This is a genomic window from Ruegeria sp. HKCCD3925, assembly GCF_057221175.1.
In genome coordinates, this window is the sequence record NZ_JBWVBI010000003.1 from 162,199 (window position 1) to 180,454 (window position 18,256).

An 18,256-nucleotide genomic window follows, 5' to 3' on the forward strand; every position below is an offset into this window, starting at 1 on the left:
ATGAGCGACGATATCCAAACACCGGATCAGGCCCCTGGTGCCCCGCATCCGCGCGAAACTCTCAAGCTGTTCGGACAGGATGCGGCCCAAGAGGCGTTTTTAACCGCGTATAACTCGGACCGGCTGCACCACGGCTGGTTGCTAACGGGGCCGCGCGGCGTGGGCAAGGCTACCCTTGCCTGGCGCATTGCACAGTTTTTGTTGGCCACACCTCCGGCAGATGAAGGCGGGTTGTTTGGTGCCCCTCCTGCGCCTGAGACGTTGGACATCGACCCGGACCACCCCGTCGCACACCGTATCCAGGCGGGGGCCGAGCCCGGCCTTGCCGCAATCACCCGGTCCGTCAACGATCAGGGACGGCTGCGCAACGAAATCGTTGTCGATGACATCCGCAAACTGGGCAAGTTCTTCGGCCTGTCCTCTGCCGATGGTGGTCGCCGGATTGTTATCGTCGATTCAGCGGATGAAATGAATGTCAGCGCCGCCAATGCGCTGCTGAAAATGCTCGAAGAACCCCCAGCGCGCACGACGCTGCTGCTGGTTTCACACCAACCTTCGCGCCTGCTGCCGACCATCCGTTCGCGTTGCCGCACGCTGCGGCTTTCACCCCTTGGCGCAGATGACATGCAGGCCGCGCTAGCGCAGACCGGCACAGAAATCCCTAGTCGGGCCGAGCATTTGGCAGCCCTCGCCGCCGGTTCAGTGGGTGATGCCGTCCGCTTGATCAATCTCGGCGGGCTAGAGCTTTATGCCGAGCTGATTGCAATTCTGGGCTCCCTTCCCCGGCTCGACCGCCAGCGCGCCCTGAAACTGGCAGAAGCGGCTGCTCAGCGAGGTGCTGCGGAACGGTTTGATCTGCTGCTTTCGCTGATCGACGTTGCGCTCTCGCGTTTGGCGCTGACAGGTGCAAAAGGTGCCGCCCCCATACCCGAGGCCGCCCCGAATGAGGCTGAAACTCTGTCGCGCCTCTCTAACTCGCAGCACAAGGCCCGCCAATGGGCGGAGGTCGCCGCGCTCATCACGGCGCGCGCACGACACGGGCAGGCGGTGAACCTTGACCCTGCCTCGCTTGTCCTAGATACGGTGTTCAAGATACAGGAAACCGCCGGTCACAGCTGATGAGCCTCACCCCCGAAATTACCGACAGCCACTGCCATCTGGATTTCCCTGATTTCGACGGTCAGTTGGATGATATCGTCGCCCGCGCTGCCGAGGCTGGCGTGACCCGCATGGTGACCATCTGCACCCGGCTGCGCAACGAACCCGCTGTGCGCGCCATCGCCGAGGCTCACGCCCCAGTCTTCTACGCTGCAGGCACCCACCCGATGAGCGCCGCTGATGAGCCGATGGCCACGGTCGATGAGCTGGTCGCATTGGCTAAGCATCCCAAGTTCGTGGGCATTGGGGAAAGCGGGCTTGATTATCACTACACGGCCGAGTCGGCAGATGTTCAGAAACAATCGCTGCGCATCCATATCGAGGCCGCCCAGCGCACTGGCCTGCCATTGATCATCCACGCGCGCGCTGCTGATGACGACATGGCCCGCATTCTGACCGAAGAGCATCGTAATACGCCCTATTCCTGTGTCATGCATTGTTTCTCTTCATCGGCTGAACTGGCCCGGGCCGCGCTTGATCTGGGCTTTTACCTGTCCATGTCCGGCATCGCGGCCTTCCCAAGAAGCCAAGAACTACGCGATATCTTCGCTTCAGCTCCGGTTGATCGTATTCTGGTCGAAACCGATGCGCCCTATCTTGCCCCCCCACCATATCGCGGTAAACGGAATGAGCCCGCCTATACCGCACACACCGCCCGTAAAGGGGCTGAGGTCTTCGGATTGGATTACGCAGATTTCGCCGCAAAAACGCAGGCCAATTTTGATCGGCTCTTCACTAAAGCCGCCACATACAAGGCGGCTGCATGAGCGAGCTGCGCCTGACAATTCTGGGCTGCGGGTCATCCGGTGGCGTCCCCCGTCTCGGGGGACATTGGGGCGATTGTGATCCGGAAAACCCGAAAAACCAGCGTCGGCGATGCTCGTTACTGGTCGAACGGGACGGGCCGGACGGGACTACGTCGGTTCTGATCGACACCTCACCGGATATGCGTAGCCAATTGCTGGACACCGGGACTGGGCGATTGGATGGTGTCGTCTATACGCATTCCCACGCGGACCACATGAATGGGATCGACGATCTGCGGATGATCGTTTTCAATATGAAAACCCGCGTCCCCGTCTGGGCCGATGGTGACACGCAGAACGATCTGCTCAGCCGGTTTGGCTATGCCTTCGTTCAGCCCGAGGGATCGCCCTATCCGCCCATACTCGACCTCAAGACAATCAATGGGCCGTTCGAAATTCCCGGCCCAGGCGGCACGATCCCGCTTCGGCCATTTCGCGTGAACCACGGATCGATTGATGCGCTTGGTTTCAGAATGGGAAACATCGTCTATCTGCCTGATGTAGCAGAGCTTTATGATGAGAGCATGACTGAACTGGCGAATCTGGACTGCCTGATTATTGACGCTCTGCGTCGTTCCCCGCATCCGACACATGCCCATCTGGAAAAGACGCTGGAGTGGATCGACCAATTGAAACCAAAACGCGCCGTTTTGACCAACATGCATATCGATCTGGATTATGCGACGGTCGATGCGGAAACACCGGATCATATCACGCCTGCCTATGATGGCATGGTGATCCGGCACGCCCTGTAAGGCATGCTGCTACACGCGCTTACGATACCCCGTATGGCTCCGCCATGTTACAAAGCCTGATTGATGTCATCCTGCCGGTGTTTCTGGTCATCGGTGCCGGATACACGGCGACGAGGTTCGGCTATTTTCGCGAAACCCATATCGATGGGTTAATGAGTTTCACGCAGAACTTTGCCATTCCTTGCCTACTGTTTCTCGCCATTGCCAATCTCGATCTCGGCACCAGCTTCGATCCTCGGCTTTTGGTCAGTTTCTATTCAGCAGCTGGTCTGTGTTTTGTCGCTGGTATGATCGGTGCGCGCCTGATCTTCGGACGAGCGTGGGAGGATTCGGTTGCTATTGGATTTTGCTGTCTGTTTTCAAACTCGGTCCTCTTGGGGTTGCCTATTACCGAGCGCGCCTATGGGGTCGAAAATCTAGTTGGCAACTTCACAATCATCGCGTTCCACTCACCCTTTTGCTATTGCCTCGGCATCACGGTGATGGAGGTGCTTCGAAACCGCGGCAACGGCGGAGTGCTGATGTTGAAATCCGTGCTGTCGGCCATGTTCAAGAATGCACTCATTCTTGGGATCTCGTTGGGGTTTGTCGTAAACCTCACTGGACTGGCCATACCCGGAGTTGTGGACGAAGCCTTGAACCTGATCACCCGCGCGGCCTTGCCCGGTGCCCTGTTCGCGCTGGGGGGCGTGCTGGTTAAGTACCGACCCGAGGGCGATCTGCGTACCATTATTTTCGTCTGCTGTATCTCATTGATGCTGCACCCGAGCCTGGTTTGGTTCTTCGGGTCATCTCTGGCGTTGCCGCAAGACCTGTTCCGCTCGGGCGTTCTTACCGCAGCGATGGCGCCGGGGATCAATAGCTACATCTTCGCAAACATGTACGGACATGCCAAACGTGTGGCCGCGTCGTCGGTTCTGATCGGAACGACCGCGTCAATATTGACGGTCTGGTTGTGGCTGACCCTCTTGGGATGACGAAAGTGCCGACACAACATTGACTCTGCCAGCCAGCAATACATCTATCGCAGAACCTATCCGGAGCCCTGCATGACACACGCCGTTATCGTCGCCCATGGCCAACCCTCGGACCCTGCAGCTGCAGAAGCTGCGCTAGCAGCCTTTGCGCGAGAGGTAGATGAGTTATGTCAACGGGTTTCGGTATCGTCGGCCACATTGGCAGCCCCGCAGGCGTTGGAAAATTGCCTTGATGGATTGACCAGCGACACGGTTATCTACCCCTTATTCATGGCGCGCGGCTGGTTTGTCACCAGCGCTCTGCCAAAGCGGATTGGCCAGCGTTCTGTCACGATTCTGGACCCCATGGGTATCGATCCCGAACTGCCTGCCCTGATTACAGCGGCCATACATCAGGAACTGACGCACAGGGTTTGGAGCGCGGCGGACACAGATCTTGTGATCGCTGCACATGGCTCGGGCCGCAGCGCCAATCCGGCCATTGTCGCAAAGGGTTTCGCCGAGAATCTGGGTCGGCTTACCGCGTTCAATAGCATTCGCACCGGGTTCGTTGAGCAAACCCCATCAATTGCGGACGCCGCCACCGGGTGCGGTGGCAAGGCGCTGTGCCTGCCGTTTTTTGCCTGCACCGGAGGCCATGTTTTGGAAGATGTACCCGAGGAACTTGCCCGCGCCAGCTTTCACGGACACGTAATGCCCGTGATTTCAGAGCTTCCTCAGGTCAAGCGACACATCGCGGCGATGTTGGATACACTTTAGCGAAGCAATGGGGGGCCACCTGCGTCAACCGGAATGCTGCGCATCCGATAGCTCGCAATAGAAACGGTGGCAGGATCGCCCGCTTCGTTTCGCTGCGTATAAAGCCAGATCGGCGGCATGAAGAATATCTTCGGCCTTGGGCACTTCGAATTGTGTCGAGAGTGCTGTACCAATACTTGCCGATATACGGCAGGTTGCCCCATCGAACTGCATCGGCTTGCACAGGCGTGAAATCAGGCGCCCTGCAATACCATCAAGCTTTGTACGATCGTTCATGCCCTTAAAAATCAAGACAAACTCATCACCCCCGACTCGGGCAACCGTGTCGTCGCTGCGTGTGACGTCCAGCATGATCTTTGCGGCTTGCTGCAGAACATAGTCCCCTGCAGCATGCCCCAATCGATCATTGACCGATTTGAAGAAATCCAGATCCAGATGCATCATTGCAAAACTCGATTTCGACGAAATCAAATGCCCCAGTATATGATCCATCGCGCGTCGATTTTTCAGCCCGGTCAACGTGTCCGTATAGGCTTGTTCTTCTGCCGCCAGCATCGCACCTTGCAGACGCAAGTTCAGCGAGCGTGACGCTTCCATCGCGGCAGAATTTGCCTCGACCAGATACAACAATTCTATGGCCAGATCAGTGCCCGGGAAATCGGTGCTGGTCAGAGAATAGTCGCGTACCGCGTCCAGTATCGAAATTCCAAACGACAGGTTGATGACCGCCCCGCTACCGCCAGGAAACGGCGCGATCAGACCTTTGAACGCAGTCTGCGGCCGGTCTTGAAACCTGAGGTGTAGCTTTCGGTCCGGCACCATCATCAGCGCAGCTACTGTCGTGATTGAGCGAGGGCGCACCAGTTCAAAGACATCCAGAAAGCTTCGGCCGACCATAGGCCGATCCGGACGTAGCTTCTGCAGAGTTGGTCCAACCTGCCCGATCCGCCCCATGTCATCTACAAGGACGAACATCGGACATAAGGTGTCCAGCAACTGTCCAAGATCTGCGGTCTTGATCATGATTTACGTGCCCCAAGATCAAAGTGACGCCCTTCGGCAAACGCGCTTTCGATCAATGTGATTGAAATCAACTCAGCCCCGTTTTGGCACCCTTCATTGGACAGGATCACCAACGCCCCATAGTCATCCGCCATGGCTCGTAGTACACCTGTCATGACGCTGGAATACCCCGGCAAATCAGGAGTACAGTGCAGGTGATATTCCCCGGGCGAGTGTTCCTGCAGTTCCAAATCCGGCAATCTCAGATCGGACACAGCGAGGCGGACGCGATCCGACAGATCATCAAGCGAATGCAGAAACTCCAAATAGGTGACCCCGCCAAAACGCAATAACCTGCGTAAATCTTCCATGTTCGAGTGTGAGACCAGATAAGTGCCCAGATCCTCAAGAAATTCGGATTTTGGGCGGTTCAAGTCAGCGCACAAAGCGTCGAGCACTCGGGTCGATATCTCCGTGTCATAGATCAACATCGCCTCGAACTCGTCAAATCCCAGCCCGGCCGTATGAGTCGCGCGCAACCAGCATTGACGCCCGTAGGTGGCGCAGACAAAGGATTGGATCGCCCTGTTGATCAGCCCGTGCATGAGTCGCCTCAGATTGAAAGACACTCTCAAGTGATCGCAGAAAACTTAACAAACACCCAAAATCCGATACGGGATTATGAGAATCCGATCTAATCCCAAACTGAGGGGCGGATTGGGAAGCGATCAGAAATCGGTCGGCGCACCGCCTTCGGCCTTGCGGCGCTCAACAAACTCGGCCAGCTCCTCGCGGATCGCCTCATCCATCTTCGGGGCTTCGAAATTGTTCACGATCTCCTTGAACATCCGATGGGCACGTTCCGCAGTCCAGATACCACCAGCTGCTTCCCAGGCTTCGAAGTTTTTCCAGTCACTCAGGAACGGCTGATAAAATGCGGTGGTATAGCGATCTTGCGTATGTTGGATGCCAAAGAAATGCCCGTCGTTTCCAACAGACCGGATCGCTTCAAGGGCGATGTCATCCGGGCCCGTCGCTGTCAGTTCCGGCTGCATATACCGCTGAATCTGCTGCAGGATTTCGCAATCCATGATGAATTTCTCGGGGCTTGCGATAAGGCCTCCTTCAAGCCAGCCTGCCGCATGATATACCATGTTGGTGCCTGACTGCACCGCCGCCCAAAGGGAATTCGAGGTTTCCCAAACCGACTGCCCATCGGGCACATTTGCCGCGCAAACGCCCGAGGACCGCATAGGCAAGCCATAATACCGTGCCATCTGCCCAGTCATCTGGGTCGAGCGCATGTATTCCGGTGTCCCGAATGCAGGCGCACCGGATTTCATATCGACATTCGAAGTAAAGGTCCCGATCACGCATGGAATACCCGGGCGAACGTACTGAAACAACGCAATCGCGCACAGCGCTTCGGCAAGCGATTGTGCCACTGCGCCAGCCATCGTCACAGGGGCCATCGCCCCGGCCAGAGTGAAAGGCGTCACGACAATTGCCTGCCCACGCCGCGCCAACCGCAGGCAGCCATCGATCATTGGATGGTCGTGTTTCAACGGTGAGGTCGAGTTGATGTTAGTGTACATCCGGGGCGTGGCCTCGAATTCCTCGTGGCTCAGGCCACCCGCGATACGCACCATCTCCATCACGTCTTCGACGCGCTCTTTCCCCAGCGAATAGGCATGCATTGCCTTATCAGTCAGGGTCAGCTTGTCATAAAGCACATCAAGGTGCCGTATGCTGGCGTGGATATCGACCGGCTCAACCGGATATCCACCTGCAAAGTGGATACAGTTGAAGTATTGCGTCAACTTCAGCAGGTCCTGACACATCCGCCGGGTGCCGGGCACTTTTTTTCCGATTTCCATGTCCCAATAATTTGGTGGGGATGAAACATTGCCGAACAGAATGGTCTTGCCACCAATCTCGATCTGATGCTCCGGGTTGCGCGGCGTGATGGTAAATTTGCTGGGCGCCTTGCCCACCATTTCCATCACGAAATCCCGGTCCATGCGGACGTTGTCGCCGGAAATTGTACAGCCCGCCTTGCGCAGGATCCCGATGGCTTCCTGATTGTAGAACTCGATGCCGATCTCTTCGAGAATCCGCATGGCACCTTCGTGAACCGCTTCGATCCCCTCGGGTCCCAACGGCTCGATTGGCTTGTCGATGTTTGTGGGCGGGTTCCAGGGCATCTGCTCGATCACCGCCGCGCCGCGCCTTGCGGCTGCACCCGCGCGTCCACCACCGCGACGTTTGCGTGTCTTGCTCTCAGCCATCACCATCCTCCGCGCTTTCACTCCTATGAAAGCCCCGAAGATTCAGTATCGCCGTTCTGTCTGCGACAAGAGTTGTCGGTTTTATTATCCAACCCGGCGATTTGGAACCGAGATTATTCGGTTTTCGACAACCAGCCGGGAATGTGCCCGATGTTGGGCAAGACGACATCCGCCAGCGGTTCGAGTGTTTTGGCCGTCGCCATGCCGGTCAGAACCCCGATGGTGACCATCCCTGCGGCGCGTCCCGCCTCTAGATCGTGAAGACTGTCACCAACCATCGCAACACGAGATGGCGCGACCTCGACATGCTGAGCAAAGGCCAATAGCTGCCCCGGACCTGGCTTGTAACCATGTCCGCTGTCATATCCGGCTACAAAATCAAAATGGTCCCGCACACCAACGGACTGCAGGTGCTGCAGGGCCGGCATTTCAGCATCGTTCGTCGCAACGCCCAGTTTCAGCCCGGCGCGCCGCAGCTCGGCAAGGAATGGTGCCAAGGGAACGGCTTGGATCTGCTCTGCGTTCGCTGACGCCCGGTTGAGTGTTTCGATCAGGTGCCCCAGAGATACCTCAGGCAAATGCGGTGTCAGGGCTGCAGCAACTTCATCGACCGTTCCGGCGATGACTACGCTATTCGGGTCGTAGCTCTCTTGTTCAAAATCAAATCCGATGGCCTTCCCCAACTCGGTCGCGCGCTGCACATCTCCATCAGAGAGCTGCAGCATCGCGATACGCCCGAACGCACCCCAAGTGGCTGCAAAATCAAAAAGAGTACCGTCCTTGTCGAACACGAGGGCGTCGATTGCCATGAAACAAATTTCCTTTGGGTTAGGTCCAGTGCATATCCGAAACTCCGGACAACGCGGCACGGGCTTGACCCGGCTCTTCGTAGGGCACGGAATTGGCGTCACAAAAAGCGATCACCCATGAATCGTCAAGCAACAGAAAGTCCAACACAGACCCAAGAAATTCTGTCTCACCCGCACGGTCGCGCAAATCTTGTTCCGAGGCACCTGTCGCCCCCAGGAAAACGGGCAGCAACTCATCATTTCCCACCAGCCAGCCCAGCACATTCAGGGCCAGAGTTTCAGCGGAATTGGCGGAGATCGGCATAAACTGGCCTCGGACAATGTGTTGGAAAGGGTTTGTTAACCAGACTCATAAACACTTTAGCAACGCATGCAATCAAACGGTGAATGGCTATGTCTGTACAAGGCACCATACTCGTCCTCGACGGTGTTTCGACCAATCGCATAATGCTCAAGGTTCAGTTGACGGCCGCCTGGTACCATGTCGTGCAGGGTGAGAAACTGGCCGGGCTTGGTGCATTGCTGCGGCGGACACGGCCTGATCTGGTTCTTACAGCGCAAACTCTGCCCGACGGAAGCGCTGCGGATGTTAAGAAAGTGATGGCGGCAGATCCTGCTCTGATCGATGTGCCGATTGTTGCGATTGCACCGCAAAACGACAAAGCAGCGCGTTTGAAGGCACTGTCGGACGGGCTGGATGATGTGCTTGGCTATCCGTTCAAGGATACACTTCTATTGGCCCGCGTGCGCAGCTTGTTACGTACACGCGCCGAACGGCAGGAATTAAACATCGAAGGTTCGGCCCAAACCATTGGCTTTGGCGAGGCGCCACAGGTGTTGATCGCCCCGCCATCGACGGCAGAGATCGCGATCCTGACGCAAACAGTTCGAACCAGCGCGTTGTGGAGTAATGCTCTGACCCATCAAACCCGGCATCGTGTGACCGGCCATACTCTGCCTGATCTCAAAGGCATCCTGTCCGGGACGATCCCGGACGCGATTGTTGTTGAGCTTGCACCGAATAGCTCGGGGCGGAACCTACTGGCAGATCTTCGGTCGCGCGGTGCGACACGAAATACGGTGCTGATCGGTGTGTTGCCGGATGATAATCCCGCACTTGCGGCCGAGGCGCTGGACCGAGGCGCTGATGCGGTCTGCATGGGCGGGTTTCAGACAGATGAGATATGCTTGCGGCTTGAAACTTTGATCGCCCGCAAGACCCGAGACGACAGATTGCGAGCGACATTGCGCAGGGATTTGGCCGAATCCCTGATCGATCCGCTGACGGGACTGTTCAATCGCCGCTATGCGATGCGCGCGCTGGACCAGATCGCGCATCAGGCCCCAGAAACGGAACACGGATTCGCCGTGATGCTGGCCGATCTGGACCACTTCAAGGCAATCAATGACCGTTACGGTCACGCCGCGGGGGATTTGGTTCTGACCGAAACCGCGAAAAGGCTGCGAGTCGTGATAGGAAAAACCGGTTTTGTCGCGCGTATCGGCGGCGAAGAGTTCATGATCGGGCTACCGAATACCTCAACCGACCAAGCGCTGAAGCAAGCGAAACAGATTTGTGAAACAATTTGCGAAAAACCTTTTCAGCTGCCGGATCGTCCGGCCCCAGTACCCGTAACGATCAGCGTGGGGGTGAAATTATGTACCCCGCCCGAACTCTCTCATCCAGGCGAAGCAGACCCGGTCGGTCGATTGATCAGCTCGGCGGACAAAGCACTTTATGCCGCCAAAAAAGCGGGCCGCAACCAGGTACAGATTCGGCAAAGCGCAGCGTGACTAGTCAGTCCCGTTTTTTGTGTTTGCGCGGGCCGCGTTTAACCACGTCCTCCAGCCGGTCCGCGTAAGCGGCACGTTGGTCATCATTCATGGCCGAGATCTGGGCCAGCCATTGCTGATGAAGCGCAGTCTGCAGATCAGCAGTTGCCTTCGACTGCTGTGCCAAAAGACTCGCAACCGCTGCGGGATCGAAAGGCACGGCCCTAAGCACTTGACTAAGAGCAGTAAAATCCTGCTTGCGCCGATGTGATCCTTTTCCGCGCAGGTCCGACAACTCACCCCTCAGAGCCTTTCGATCCGACTTTGGCAGCGCATAATACAGCGCCGGGCCAAATCCCGGAGGCGCATCGGCATGAGCGCTTCCTTTAAAGCGCAATGCCGCACCCAAAATGACTCCGACAATCAGCAGATTCAAAGCAAGAGAGACAACCAGCAATATCGGCATCCATTTGCGTTTGGGTGCGGGATGATCGCTCATTCTGCGTCCTCCAGATAGTTTTCGTCTAAATTCAGATCGGCCATCAGATAGGTCGTCTCTTGTGAGATGAAATAATCAACAGGGTCCGGCAAGAAGGCCGGAGCGGAGAACCCGATCCAGACGCCAGCTGCGCTTGCGGCCACAAGACCGCTCAACCCTTGCCACCCCCCGATAACGCCTATCTTTTGCCGCCATGTCCGCCGCTGCGGTCTTGCAGTCCGGGCCAGACGTATGGCTTCGGCATCCGTTTCGATGCGAACCGCAAGATCGTCAGGAAACGTATCTCGCGCCGCACGCGCCCGTGCAAACAGATGGTCGAGTTCGTTATCTTGATCAGCCATGTTCGTACCCCAGTTCATCCCGACGCCCCGCCAGTATCGCGGTCAGAGATCGTTTGCCACGCGCGGTCAGGCTTTCAACCGCCTCGACCGAAATATCCATGATCCCCGCGATTTCGGGATTGGACAATTCTTCGATGTGCCGCAGAACCACAGCCTGCCGCTGCCGGTCCGGCAAATGCTCCAATGCAGCCTGCAACGCGTCCTTGCGGGCACTCTCCTGCATCTGGTCGACCACACTTGCAGTCTCATCTTCGGGTTCGGCCACATTGTCCAACGCTTGAGGCCGCTTTTTCCGGCGCAAGTCCACACATAGATTCAGTGTTACGCGATAGAGCCAGGTCGATAACTGCGCCTGCCCCGGCACCCAGTCAGGTGCCATCTTCCAAAGGCGCATCATCGCTTCTTGCGTCACGTCCTCTGCTTCTGCTGGGTTTCCCAGCATTCGCAAAGCCACGGAATAACTTCGCGGCCCCAACCGCCCGGTCAGCAGGCGGGCCGCCGTAGCATCGCCATCAGAAAACCGGCCCAGCAACTCTTCGTCGCTGGGCTCGGGCATGGCAGGTGTTCCGCCATGCTCGATGTCGGGATAAGAGGTCAGATCCTCCATCCCGTATCAGTTGTTGTCGGTGTCCGACTTCTGATGCCGCTTGTGTTTCCGGCCCATTTTGTCTTTTGCATCCGCGTATTCCTGCTCTGAGATCGAACCGTTGCCGTCGGCATCGATGCGCTCGAACATCTTGGAGGCGCGGCGCGGTTTCGGCAATTCATCTTCGCTAAGGAAACCATCCGCATTTGCGTCGTGCTTTTCGAACATCTTGGTAACACGCTCGTTGGCCTTGGTCTGCGCCGCAGCCTGCATTTCTTCGACGCTCAGTTGGCCGTCGCCATCTGTATCGGCAGCGGTGAATTTCTGGTTGCGATGTGTCTCGATCTCGGCCTGAGTCACCTGCCCGTCCCCGTCGGCATCCAGTTCCTGAAATGTCGCACGCGGGCCCTTGGCCAAAGCGGAAGTGCCGGTCACAGTAACTGCAGCTACGACGATTGCCGAAATGAAGCTTTTGGTTTTCATTACATAGTTCCCTGAATTTGGCGGCCATTTGCCGCTGTTGATACCTATTCAAACGCGGCTTGGGCGGGTTTCCGTCGCTTCCGGCACAACTTTTTTTGCTTTATTTGAAACGCCAATAGAAAATGATACGCTAAGCAGCAGCGCCACAAAGCGACGCACCCCCCTTTTCCGTTGGGTCTGATCCTGCCTATATGCCTTCAGGAAAGATGCGCGAGATACATATGATTGACCAAACAATTGACAGTTCGCTCGAAGAAGACCGCCCAACAAAACCCGCATTGATCCGAGGGTTCCGGTGCAAATGCCCGAATTGCGGTGAGGGTGCGCTGTTGCACAGCTATCTCAAGGTGAATGACACCTGTTCGGAATGCGGGCAGGAATTGTTCCATCATCGCGCTGATGACGGCCCGGCCTACCTGACGATCCTGCTGGTGGGGCACCTTCTGGCACCCGCCCTTCATGTCTCTTACGTGCAGTGGCGTCCCGATCCATGGACCATGGCGATTGCATTCTCGATCGGATGCGTCGCGCTGTCCCTGTTCCTTCTGCCCCGTCTCAAAGGGGCCGTGGTCGCCTATCAATGGGCACGGCGGATGCACGGGTTTGGCAAGGCCGGATGACGGCGGATAAAACCGCAATCCGGGATGCTGCTACCGTAATCGTATTGCGTGATCGGTTCACAGACCCGTCGATCCTGATGGGCCAACGCGGTGCCAAGGCTGCGTTCATGCCGAACAAATTCGTATTCCCGGGCGGCGCGGTTGATGCTTCCGATGCAGGCATCCCGCTTAGCGCGCCATTGCCCGATCTATGCACCGATCGCCTGTCACAACAATCAGCGCCAAACTTGCAGACCTCTCTGGCTGTCGCGGCGATCCGAGAGTTGTGGGAAGAAACCGGGCTTGTTCTGGGGCAACAAGGGGATTGGCAAGGCGCGATCCCGGCCGATTGGCAAAGCTTTGCGGCGATGGGCTACCTGCCGTCTGCAGAAGCACTGCAATTTGTCTTTCGCGCAGTCACACCACCGGGGCGACCCCGCCGGTTCGACGCCAGGTTCTTTCTGGTCGATGCGGACGCGATTCAGGGGGATCTTGACGACTTCACCCATGCCTCGGACGAGCTATCGCATTTGCAATGGGTCAAGATCAGCCAAGCGCGGGAGTACGACCTGCCCTTCATCACCGAAGTTGTTCTGGCCGAAGTCGCCGCCCGTGCAGAGGACCAGAACCCGCCTGAAACCGTTCCCTTCTTTCTCAACAACGAAGAGGCCAGCCTTTTCCTGCAGCTTCGGGGCTATCCGATGCCTTATGCAGATTAACGCATTCGGCTAACAACCACTGTTACCTCGGGTTTCTTGCCGATCTCGGCCTGCGCGGTCTGACGTGCGATCCGGCGCAACCCTTCTTCAAGTTTGTCGTCATCACGCAGCGTCTTTGCGCCCGCACGCATCAGGAACTGGTTCAGGTCCTCTTCCAGCACCTCAATCAGCCCCGCGCGGGATGATCCCATTTCGGGCAGGCCCATCGTATCGCACCACGGCTCACCCAGCGGTTCGTCTTCTTCGTCCAAAATCACGGTGATGGTGATATGGCCGTTCAGCGCCATGCGAATCCGGTCGCGTACCACGCCGTCCAAGGCGCCGATTTTGACTGTACCATCCAGATAGGTCCGGCCAGTCTCGATATAATCCGCCACTTTGGGCGCATTCCCAGTCAGATCCAGCATAGTGCCGTTAACAGCGAGAATCCCAGTACGTCCGCCCGTTTCGGCCAGTTTGGCATGCTCACGCAAGTGGCGGTGTTCGCCATGCATCGGGATGACCATCTGCGGATCGATCAGAGCGTGAACCTTCTCAAGATCAGGCCGGTTGGCGTGACCCGAGACGTGATACAGACCAGAGCTGTCATCGACTACATCCACTCCCTTCTCACTGAGCTGGTTCATGATGCGGATCACGCCACGTTCATTGCCGGGAATAGTCTTGGACGAGAACAGAAACAGATCGCCCTCTTTCGCTTCTAGTCCGCGATACTTACCGCGCGCCAGTTGGGCGCTGGCTGCGCGGCGTTCGCCTTGGCTGCCAGTCACAATCAACATCAGGTTCGCGCGCGGCACGTCGACGGCCTCTTCGGCGCTGATAACCTTTGGAAAATCGGTCAGGATGCCGGTCTCGGTCGCCGCCTCGATCATACGCCGCATCGCACGACCCAGCAGAACGACCGAACGGCCGGCTTTCTGTCCCGCCTCTGCCAGCGTTTTCACGCGTGCCACGTTCGAGGCAAACGTGGTTGCGATGACCATGCCGCTGGCCTCTTGAACCAGACGGGTGATCTCGGGGCCGACTTCGGATTCCGAACGCCCGGGATGGCTTGAGAACACATTAGTACTGTCACAGATCAACGCTTTGACGCCGGGCTTTGCCACCTCGGCCCACAGATCGGGATCGAATGGTTCGCCCACGACCGGGTTGGAATCGAGCTTGAAATCCCCCGTATGCACCACGCGTCCGGCAGGCGAGTCGATAACGAGCCCTGCACTTTCAGGGATGGAATGCGAAACCGGCAGGAAACCAACGGTAAACGGGCCAGCCTTGATCTGTTCGGGCCATGGAGACGCAGTTTGCACCGCCTCGGTCGGGTGGCCGCGTTCTTCCATCTTGCGACGCGCGATATTGGCGGTAAAAGCGCGCGCGTAGACCGGCGCGCCTAAAGCCTCATAACAGTGGGCCACCGCCCCGACATGATCTTCGTGCGCGTGAGTGACAAAAACTGCTTCCAGCTGATCGGCGCGCTCTTTCAACCAGGTGATGTCTGCAAAGATCAGATCCACGCCGGGCGAGGTGTCCATGTCCGGGAAGGCAACGCCAAGATCCACAAGGATCAACCGCTCTTGCCCCGGCTTACCGTAACCATAGACATAGGCATTCATGCCGATTTCGCCTGCACCGCCCAGCGGCAGATAGATCAGTCGTTCACTGCTCATGTTGAGCCATTTTCCTTGTTATAGCGATGTATCACGGTCAACCCGTGCATCGTCAGATCATCCTCGATAGCGTCAAAACCCACGTCAGCCTGGTCAAACAGAGGCGCCAGGCCCCCGGTACCGACGACTTTCATCGCCATTCCGTATTCAGCTTTCACGCGCGAGATCAGCCCTTCGATCAGGCCGGAATATCCCCAATACACGCCGGACTGGATACAGCCAACCGTGTTTGTTCCAATCACTTTTTCGGGCCTCGTGATGTCGATATGCGGCAACGCCGCGGCACCCTGATGCAGTGCCTCAAGGCTCAGGTTCACGCCAGGGGCGATGATACCACCGACGTAGGCGCCGTCGGCTGCGACCACGTCGAAATTCGTGGCCGTCCCAAAGTCAACCACAACCACATTGCCGCCATGGCGGTCGAACGCCGCCGCCGCGTTGGCCAACCGGTCCGGACCGGGCACGGTGCCTTCGTCCACGCGCGGATTGACCGGCAGCAGGCAATCTGGCTTGCCAACAACAATCGGCCGGCATCCAAAAAAGCGATCAGCAAAGACCCGCAGGTTGAACACCACGCGTGGCACGGTTGAGGCGATGATCACATCCGAGATATCAGCTTCGATACCGTAGTGTTTCACCAAGGTTGAATACCAGGTGAAATAGGCATCCGCTGTGCGGGCATGATGAGTTGAGGTGCGCAGGGTGCACAGAAACTTTTCGCCATCCCAGATCGAGAAAACGGTGTTGGTATTGCCGCAATCAATCGCCAGAAGCATCCCGCGCCCCTTTCAGAAGTACACATCCGCAGCCGGAATGCTGACCCGGCCCTTGGCGGTGTTTAGGACAAGGCTGCCACCCACGTCTACCGTTTCGAAGGTTCCAACCGTTTCGGACGTGGCTGTACGAGCGGTTATGACTTCGCCCAACCGCGCTGCTCGGGATAGCCAGGCGGTGCGGATCGGTTCGAACCCGTAGGTCATGAACTGGGTCTCATAATGCGCATAAGCTACCGCCAGTTCGGTCAGAAAATCCTCGGGGGTGGTGAGCGCGCCGGTTTCCGAGAGCAGAGAAACAGGTCGCACCGCTCCGGCTTCGACGCGATCAGTGCCCGGTGCCTCGGACAGGTTCACCCCAACCCCTATCGCCAGATGTGACACCCCCCGGCCCTGCCCCGTGCTTTCTAGCAGGATACCCGCTAGTTTTCCGCCGTTGAGCAGCACGTCATTGGGCCATTTCAGTGCCAAACCTACTGCGCGCCCTGTTACCGCCACACAGGCATCATACAGGGCGAGCGCTGCGACAAAACTTCGAAGGGCCGCCTGTTCCGGATCACCCGGCGGGCGCATCAGCAAAGTCGCTGCCAGATTACCTTTGGGGTTGGCCCAGGCTCGCCCGCGCCGACCACGCGCGGCGGTCTGATGATGTGCCATGATCCAGACCGGACCGGTCGCTGTTGGCGCAAGCCGCACCGCCTCATTCAGAGTACTGTCGACTTCTTTCAGTATATGCAGGCCATATCCCTGCGGCCATTCGCTCATGTCAAAAAGGCCCGGTCGCGCGAGACCGAGCCTCGGTTGTTCGAAACGCGGCAGTATCAGTTGACAAGCGTCGCCGCAGCAGCTGCAGCTGCCCCTTCCACACCGAACTGATAAAATACGCCAATCAACATCAGAGCCGCAGAGCCCATCAGCGCTGCCCACAAAACCGGGGTCGAGCGGATCTCGATCGGGTCTTCATTCTCCGCCCCGAAATACATGTAGAACACGATCCGCAGATAGTAGAACGCACCGATGACCGAGGCGATGGCCGAGACGATCACCAGCCCGAACAGGTCGGCATCGATACCCGCTTGCCAGACGCCGAACTTGGCGAAGAAGCCCAGCATCGGTGGCACGCCCGCCAGACTGAACATCAGGATCAGGACTGCCAGAGCTTTGCCCGGATCGCGCTTCGAGAACTGACGCAACGCATCGATATCGGTGACAGGTTTGCCATCACGCTCCATCATCAGGATGAATGCGAAGGTTCCGATATTCATCGTCACATAGATGGCCAGATACATCAGCATTGCCTTGATGCCCATCTCGGTCCCAGCGGCCAGTCCGATCAGAGCATATCCCATATGGGCAATCGACGAAAACGCCATCAGCCGCTTGATGTCCCGCTGCCCGATAGCCGCAACCGCGCCCAGCAGCATCGACAGGACCGAAAGCAGCACGACCACTTGCTGCCAATCCTTGATCACGCCTCCGAATGCGTCATGCATCAGGCGCGCGAACAAGGCCATCGCAGCCACTTTCGGAGCGGTGGCGAAGAACGCGGTAATCGGGGTCGGAGACCCTTCATACACATCCGGCGTCCACATGTGGAACGGCACGGCCGAGACCTTGAAGGCCAGACCCGAGATCATGAACACCAGGCCAAACAGGAGGCCAATCGAGACATCTCCATGATGCACCGTTTGGATGATGCCCGAGAACAGCGTGGTGCCGGTGAAGCCGTAAACCAGCGACGCACCATAGAGCAGCAAACCAGAACTTAACGCGCCCAGCACGAAGTATTTCAGACCGGCTTCGGTGGATTTGGCACTGTCGCGCCGCAAGGCGGCCACGACGTAAAGCGACAGCGACTGCAGCTCAAGCCCCATATAAAGCGACATCAGATCGCCTGCGCTAACCATCATCATCATGCCTACAGCCGCAAGTGCGACCAGCAGAGGATATTCAAAGCGCAGCAGATCGCGGCGCGCCATATATTCCTGGCTCATCAGCAATACCGCAGCGGCGGACAGCAGAATCGCAACCTTTGCAAATCGAGCAAAGCCGTCATCCACAAACATGCCGTTGAAGGCCACGTTGGTACCTTCGCCATTCATCGCAATCCAGATTGCCAACACCGCCATCAGACCTGAAGTGGCCCAGACCAGCATGGGAGCCAGAGCATCCTTGGTGGTGTAGACAGCCCCGATCAGCGCCGCCATCGCATAAATTGCCAGAACAATTTCCGGCAGGATGATTGTCAGATCAGCCTGGATCATG

At 57.5% G+C, this 18,256-nt stretch carries 21 protein-coding genes; 8 read left to right on the top strand and 13 right to left on the bottom strand.

Translation table 11 applies throughout. The features are described 5' to 3' along the window. The 5 genes from AC2TEM_RS08225 to AC2TEM_RS08245 all read left to right on the top strand — a co-directional run bounded on the left by AC2TEM_RS08225 (position 1) and on the right by AC2TEM_RS08245 (position 4,455). Entirely contained in the window at positions 1-1,119 is a 1,119-nt protein-coding gene (locus AC2TEM_RS08225; protein WP_170424073.1) for a DNA polymerase III subunit delta', read from the top strand. After that, positions 1,119-1,925 (top strand): TatD family hydrolase, encoded by an 807-nt coding sequence (locus AC2TEM_RS08230; protein WP_170424075.1) that lies wholly within the window; start codon positions 1,119-1,121, stop codon positions 1,923-1,925. The genes AC2TEM_RS08225 and AC2TEM_RS08230 overlap by 1 nt, the downstream gene beginning before the upstream one ends. Further along, positions 1,922-2,719 carry an MBL fold metallo-hydrolase gene (locus AC2TEM_RS08235; RefSeq protein ID WP_170396999.1) on the top strand — a complete coding sequence of 266 codons (798 nt, stop codon included), beginning with the start codon at positions 1,922-1,924 and terminating at the stop codon, positions 2,717-2,719. Before AC2TEM_RS08230 ends, AC2TEM_RS08235 begins: the two co-directional genes overlap by 4 nt. 44 nt (positions 2,720-2,763) lie before the next feature. Next, positions 2,764-3,696: an AEC family transporter gene (locus AC2TEM_RS08240; RefSeq protein ID WP_170424079.1), complete on the top strand. Its 933-nt coding sequence runs from the start codon at positions 2,764-2,766 to the stop codon at positions 3,694-3,696. Positions 3,697-3,768: 72 nt separating this feature from the next. Next, positions 3,769-4,455 (top strand): CbiX/SirB N-terminal domain-containing protein, encoded by a 687-nt coding sequence (locus AC2TEM_RS08245; protein ID WP_170424081.1) that lies wholly within the window; start codon positions 3,769-3,771, stop codon positions 4,453-4,455. A 24-nt stretch (positions 4,456-4,479) separates the two neighbouring features. Here the strand turns inward: AC2TEM_RS08245 and AC2TEM_RS08250 are convergent, their stop codons facing one another. The 5 genes from AC2TEM_RS08250 to AC2TEM_RS08270 all read right to left on the bottom strand — a co-directional run bounded on the left by AC2TEM_RS08250 (position 4,480) and on the right by AC2TEM_RS08270 (position 8,858). Beyond that, positions 4,480-5,478, bottom strand: coding sequence for a GGDEF domain-containing protein (locus tag AC2TEM_RS08250; protein ID WP_170403937.1), 999 nt, complete (start codon positions 5,476-5,478; stop codon positions 4,480-4,482). Continuing rightward, entirely contained in the window at positions 5,475-6,062 is a 588-nt protein-coding gene (locus AC2TEM_RS08255) for a heme NO-binding domain-containing protein (protein ID WP_170424083.1), read from the bottom strand. Before AC2TEM_RS08255 ends, AC2TEM_RS08250 begins: the two co-directional genes overlap by 4 nt. A 123-nt stretch (positions 6,063-6,185) precedes the next feature. Then, the gene (locus tag AC2TEM_RS08260; protein ID WP_170424085.1) at positions 6,186-7,745 is read right to left on the bottom strand and encodes a trimethylamine methyltransferase family protein; all 1,560 of its coding nucleotides are present in this window, start codon (positions 7,743-7,745) and stop codon (positions 6,186-6,188) included. A 113-nt stretch (positions 7,746-7,858) separates the two neighbouring features. Beyond that, entirely contained in the window at positions 7,859-8,554 is a 696-nt protein-coding gene (locus AC2TEM_RS08265; protein WP_170424087.1) for an HAD family hydrolase, read from the bottom strand. A gap of 19 nt (positions 8,555-8,573) precedes the next feature. Continuing rightward, the gene (locus tag AC2TEM_RS08270; protein WP_170424089.1) at positions 8,574-8,858 is read right to left on the bottom strand and encodes a DUF3572 domain-containing protein; all 285 of its coding nucleotides are present in this window, start codon (positions 8,856-8,858) and stop codon (positions 8,574-8,576) included. Between the two features lie 83 nt (positions 8,859-8,941). Here AC2TEM_RS08270 and AC2TEM_RS08275 point away from each other — a divergent pair, with 83 nt between their 5' ends. Then, complete coding sequence (locus AC2TEM_RS08275) at positions 8,942-10,348, top strand: diguanylate cyclase (RefSeq protein ID WP_480856133.1); 1,407 nt, start codon at positions 8,942-8,944, stop codon at positions 10,346-10,348. Positions 10,349-10,352: 4 nt separating this feature from the next. Here the strand turns inward: AC2TEM_RS08275 and AC2TEM_RS08280 are convergent, their stop codons facing one another. The 4 genes from AC2TEM_RS08280 to AC2TEM_RS08295 are packed head-to-tail and all read right to left on the bottom strand — an operon-like array spanning position 10,353 to position 12,236. Then, positions 10,353-10,826, bottom strand: coding sequence for a periplasmic heavy metal sensor (locus AC2TEM_RS08280; protein WP_170397015.1), 474 nt, complete (start codon positions 10,824-10,826; stop codon positions 10,353-10,355). Next, positions 10,823-11,167 carry a hypothetical protein gene (locus tag AC2TEM_RS08285; protein ID WP_170397018.1) on the bottom strand — a complete coding sequence of 115 codons (345 nt, stop codon included), beginning with the start codon at positions 11,165-11,167 and terminating at the stop codon, positions 10,823-10,825. Before AC2TEM_RS08285 ends, AC2TEM_RS08280 begins: the two co-directional genes overlap by 4 nt. Next, a complete protein-coding gene (locus AC2TEM_RS08290; protein WP_170403958.1) occupies positions 11,160-11,774 on the bottom strand; it encodes an RNA polymerase sigma factor in 615 nt (204 codons plus the stop codon). The genes AC2TEM_RS08285 and AC2TEM_RS08290 overlap by 8 nt, the downstream gene beginning before the upstream one ends. A 6-nt stretch (positions 11,775-11,780) precedes the next feature. Continuing rightward, on the bottom strand, positions 11,781-12,236 hold the full coding sequence (locus tag AC2TEM_RS08295) for an EF-hand domain-containing protein (protein WP_170403961.1): 456 nt from the start codon (positions 12,234-12,236) through the stop codon (positions 11,781-11,783). A 221-nt stretch (positions 12,237-12,457) separates the two neighbouring features. On the opposite strand from AC2TEM_RS08295, the gene AC2TEM_RS08300 reads away from it, so the two are divergent. Together AC2TEM_RS08300 and AC2TEM_RS08305 are read left to right on the top strand one after the other, a co-directional pair. After that, complete coding sequence (locus AC2TEM_RS08300) at positions 12,458-12,856, top strand: DUF983 domain-containing protein (RefSeq protein WP_170397024.1); 399 nt, start codon at positions 12,458-12,460, stop codon at positions 12,854-12,856. Beyond that, positions 12,853-13,554, top strand: coding sequence for an NUDIX hydrolase (locus tag AC2TEM_RS08305; RefSeq protein WP_170424090.1), 702 nt, complete (start codon positions 12,853-12,855; stop codon positions 13,552-13,554). The genes AC2TEM_RS08300 and AC2TEM_RS08305 overlap by 4 nt, the downstream gene beginning before the upstream one ends. Here AC2TEM_RS08305 and AC2TEM_RS08310 read toward each other — a convergent pair. The 4 genes from AC2TEM_RS08310 to nuoN are packed head-to-tail and all read right to left on the bottom strand — an operon-like array spanning position 13,551 to position 18,255. Further along, positions 13,551-15,218, bottom strand: a complete 1,668-nt coding sequence (locus AC2TEM_RS08310) for a ribonuclease J (protein ID WP_170424091.1) — start codon at positions 15,216-15,218, stop codon at positions 13,551-13,553. The genes AC2TEM_RS08305 and AC2TEM_RS08310 overlap by 4 nt on opposite strands. Further along, positions 15,215-15,994, bottom strand: coding sequence for a type III pantothenate kinase (locus AC2TEM_RS08315; protein WP_170397028.1), 780 nt, complete (start codon positions 15,992-15,994; stop codon positions 15,215-15,217). The genes AC2TEM_RS08310 and AC2TEM_RS08315 overlap by 4 nt, the downstream gene beginning before the upstream one ends. Positions 15,995-16,006: 12 nt before the next feature. Then, on the bottom strand, positions 16,007-16,756 hold the full coding sequence (locus tag AC2TEM_RS08320) for a biotin--[acetyl-CoA-carboxylase] ligase (protein WP_170403973.1): 750 nt from the start codon (positions 16,754-16,756) through the stop codon (positions 16,007-16,009). 56 nt (positions 16,757-16,812) lie between these two features. After that, positions 16,813-18,255 (bottom strand): NADH-quinone oxidoreductase subunit NuoN, encoded by a 1,443-nt coding sequence (gene nuoN / locus AC2TEM_RS08325; RefSeq protein ID WP_170424093.1) that lies wholly within the window; start codon positions 18,253-18,255, stop codon positions 16,813-16,815. Position 18,256 lies beyond the last annotated feature (1 nt).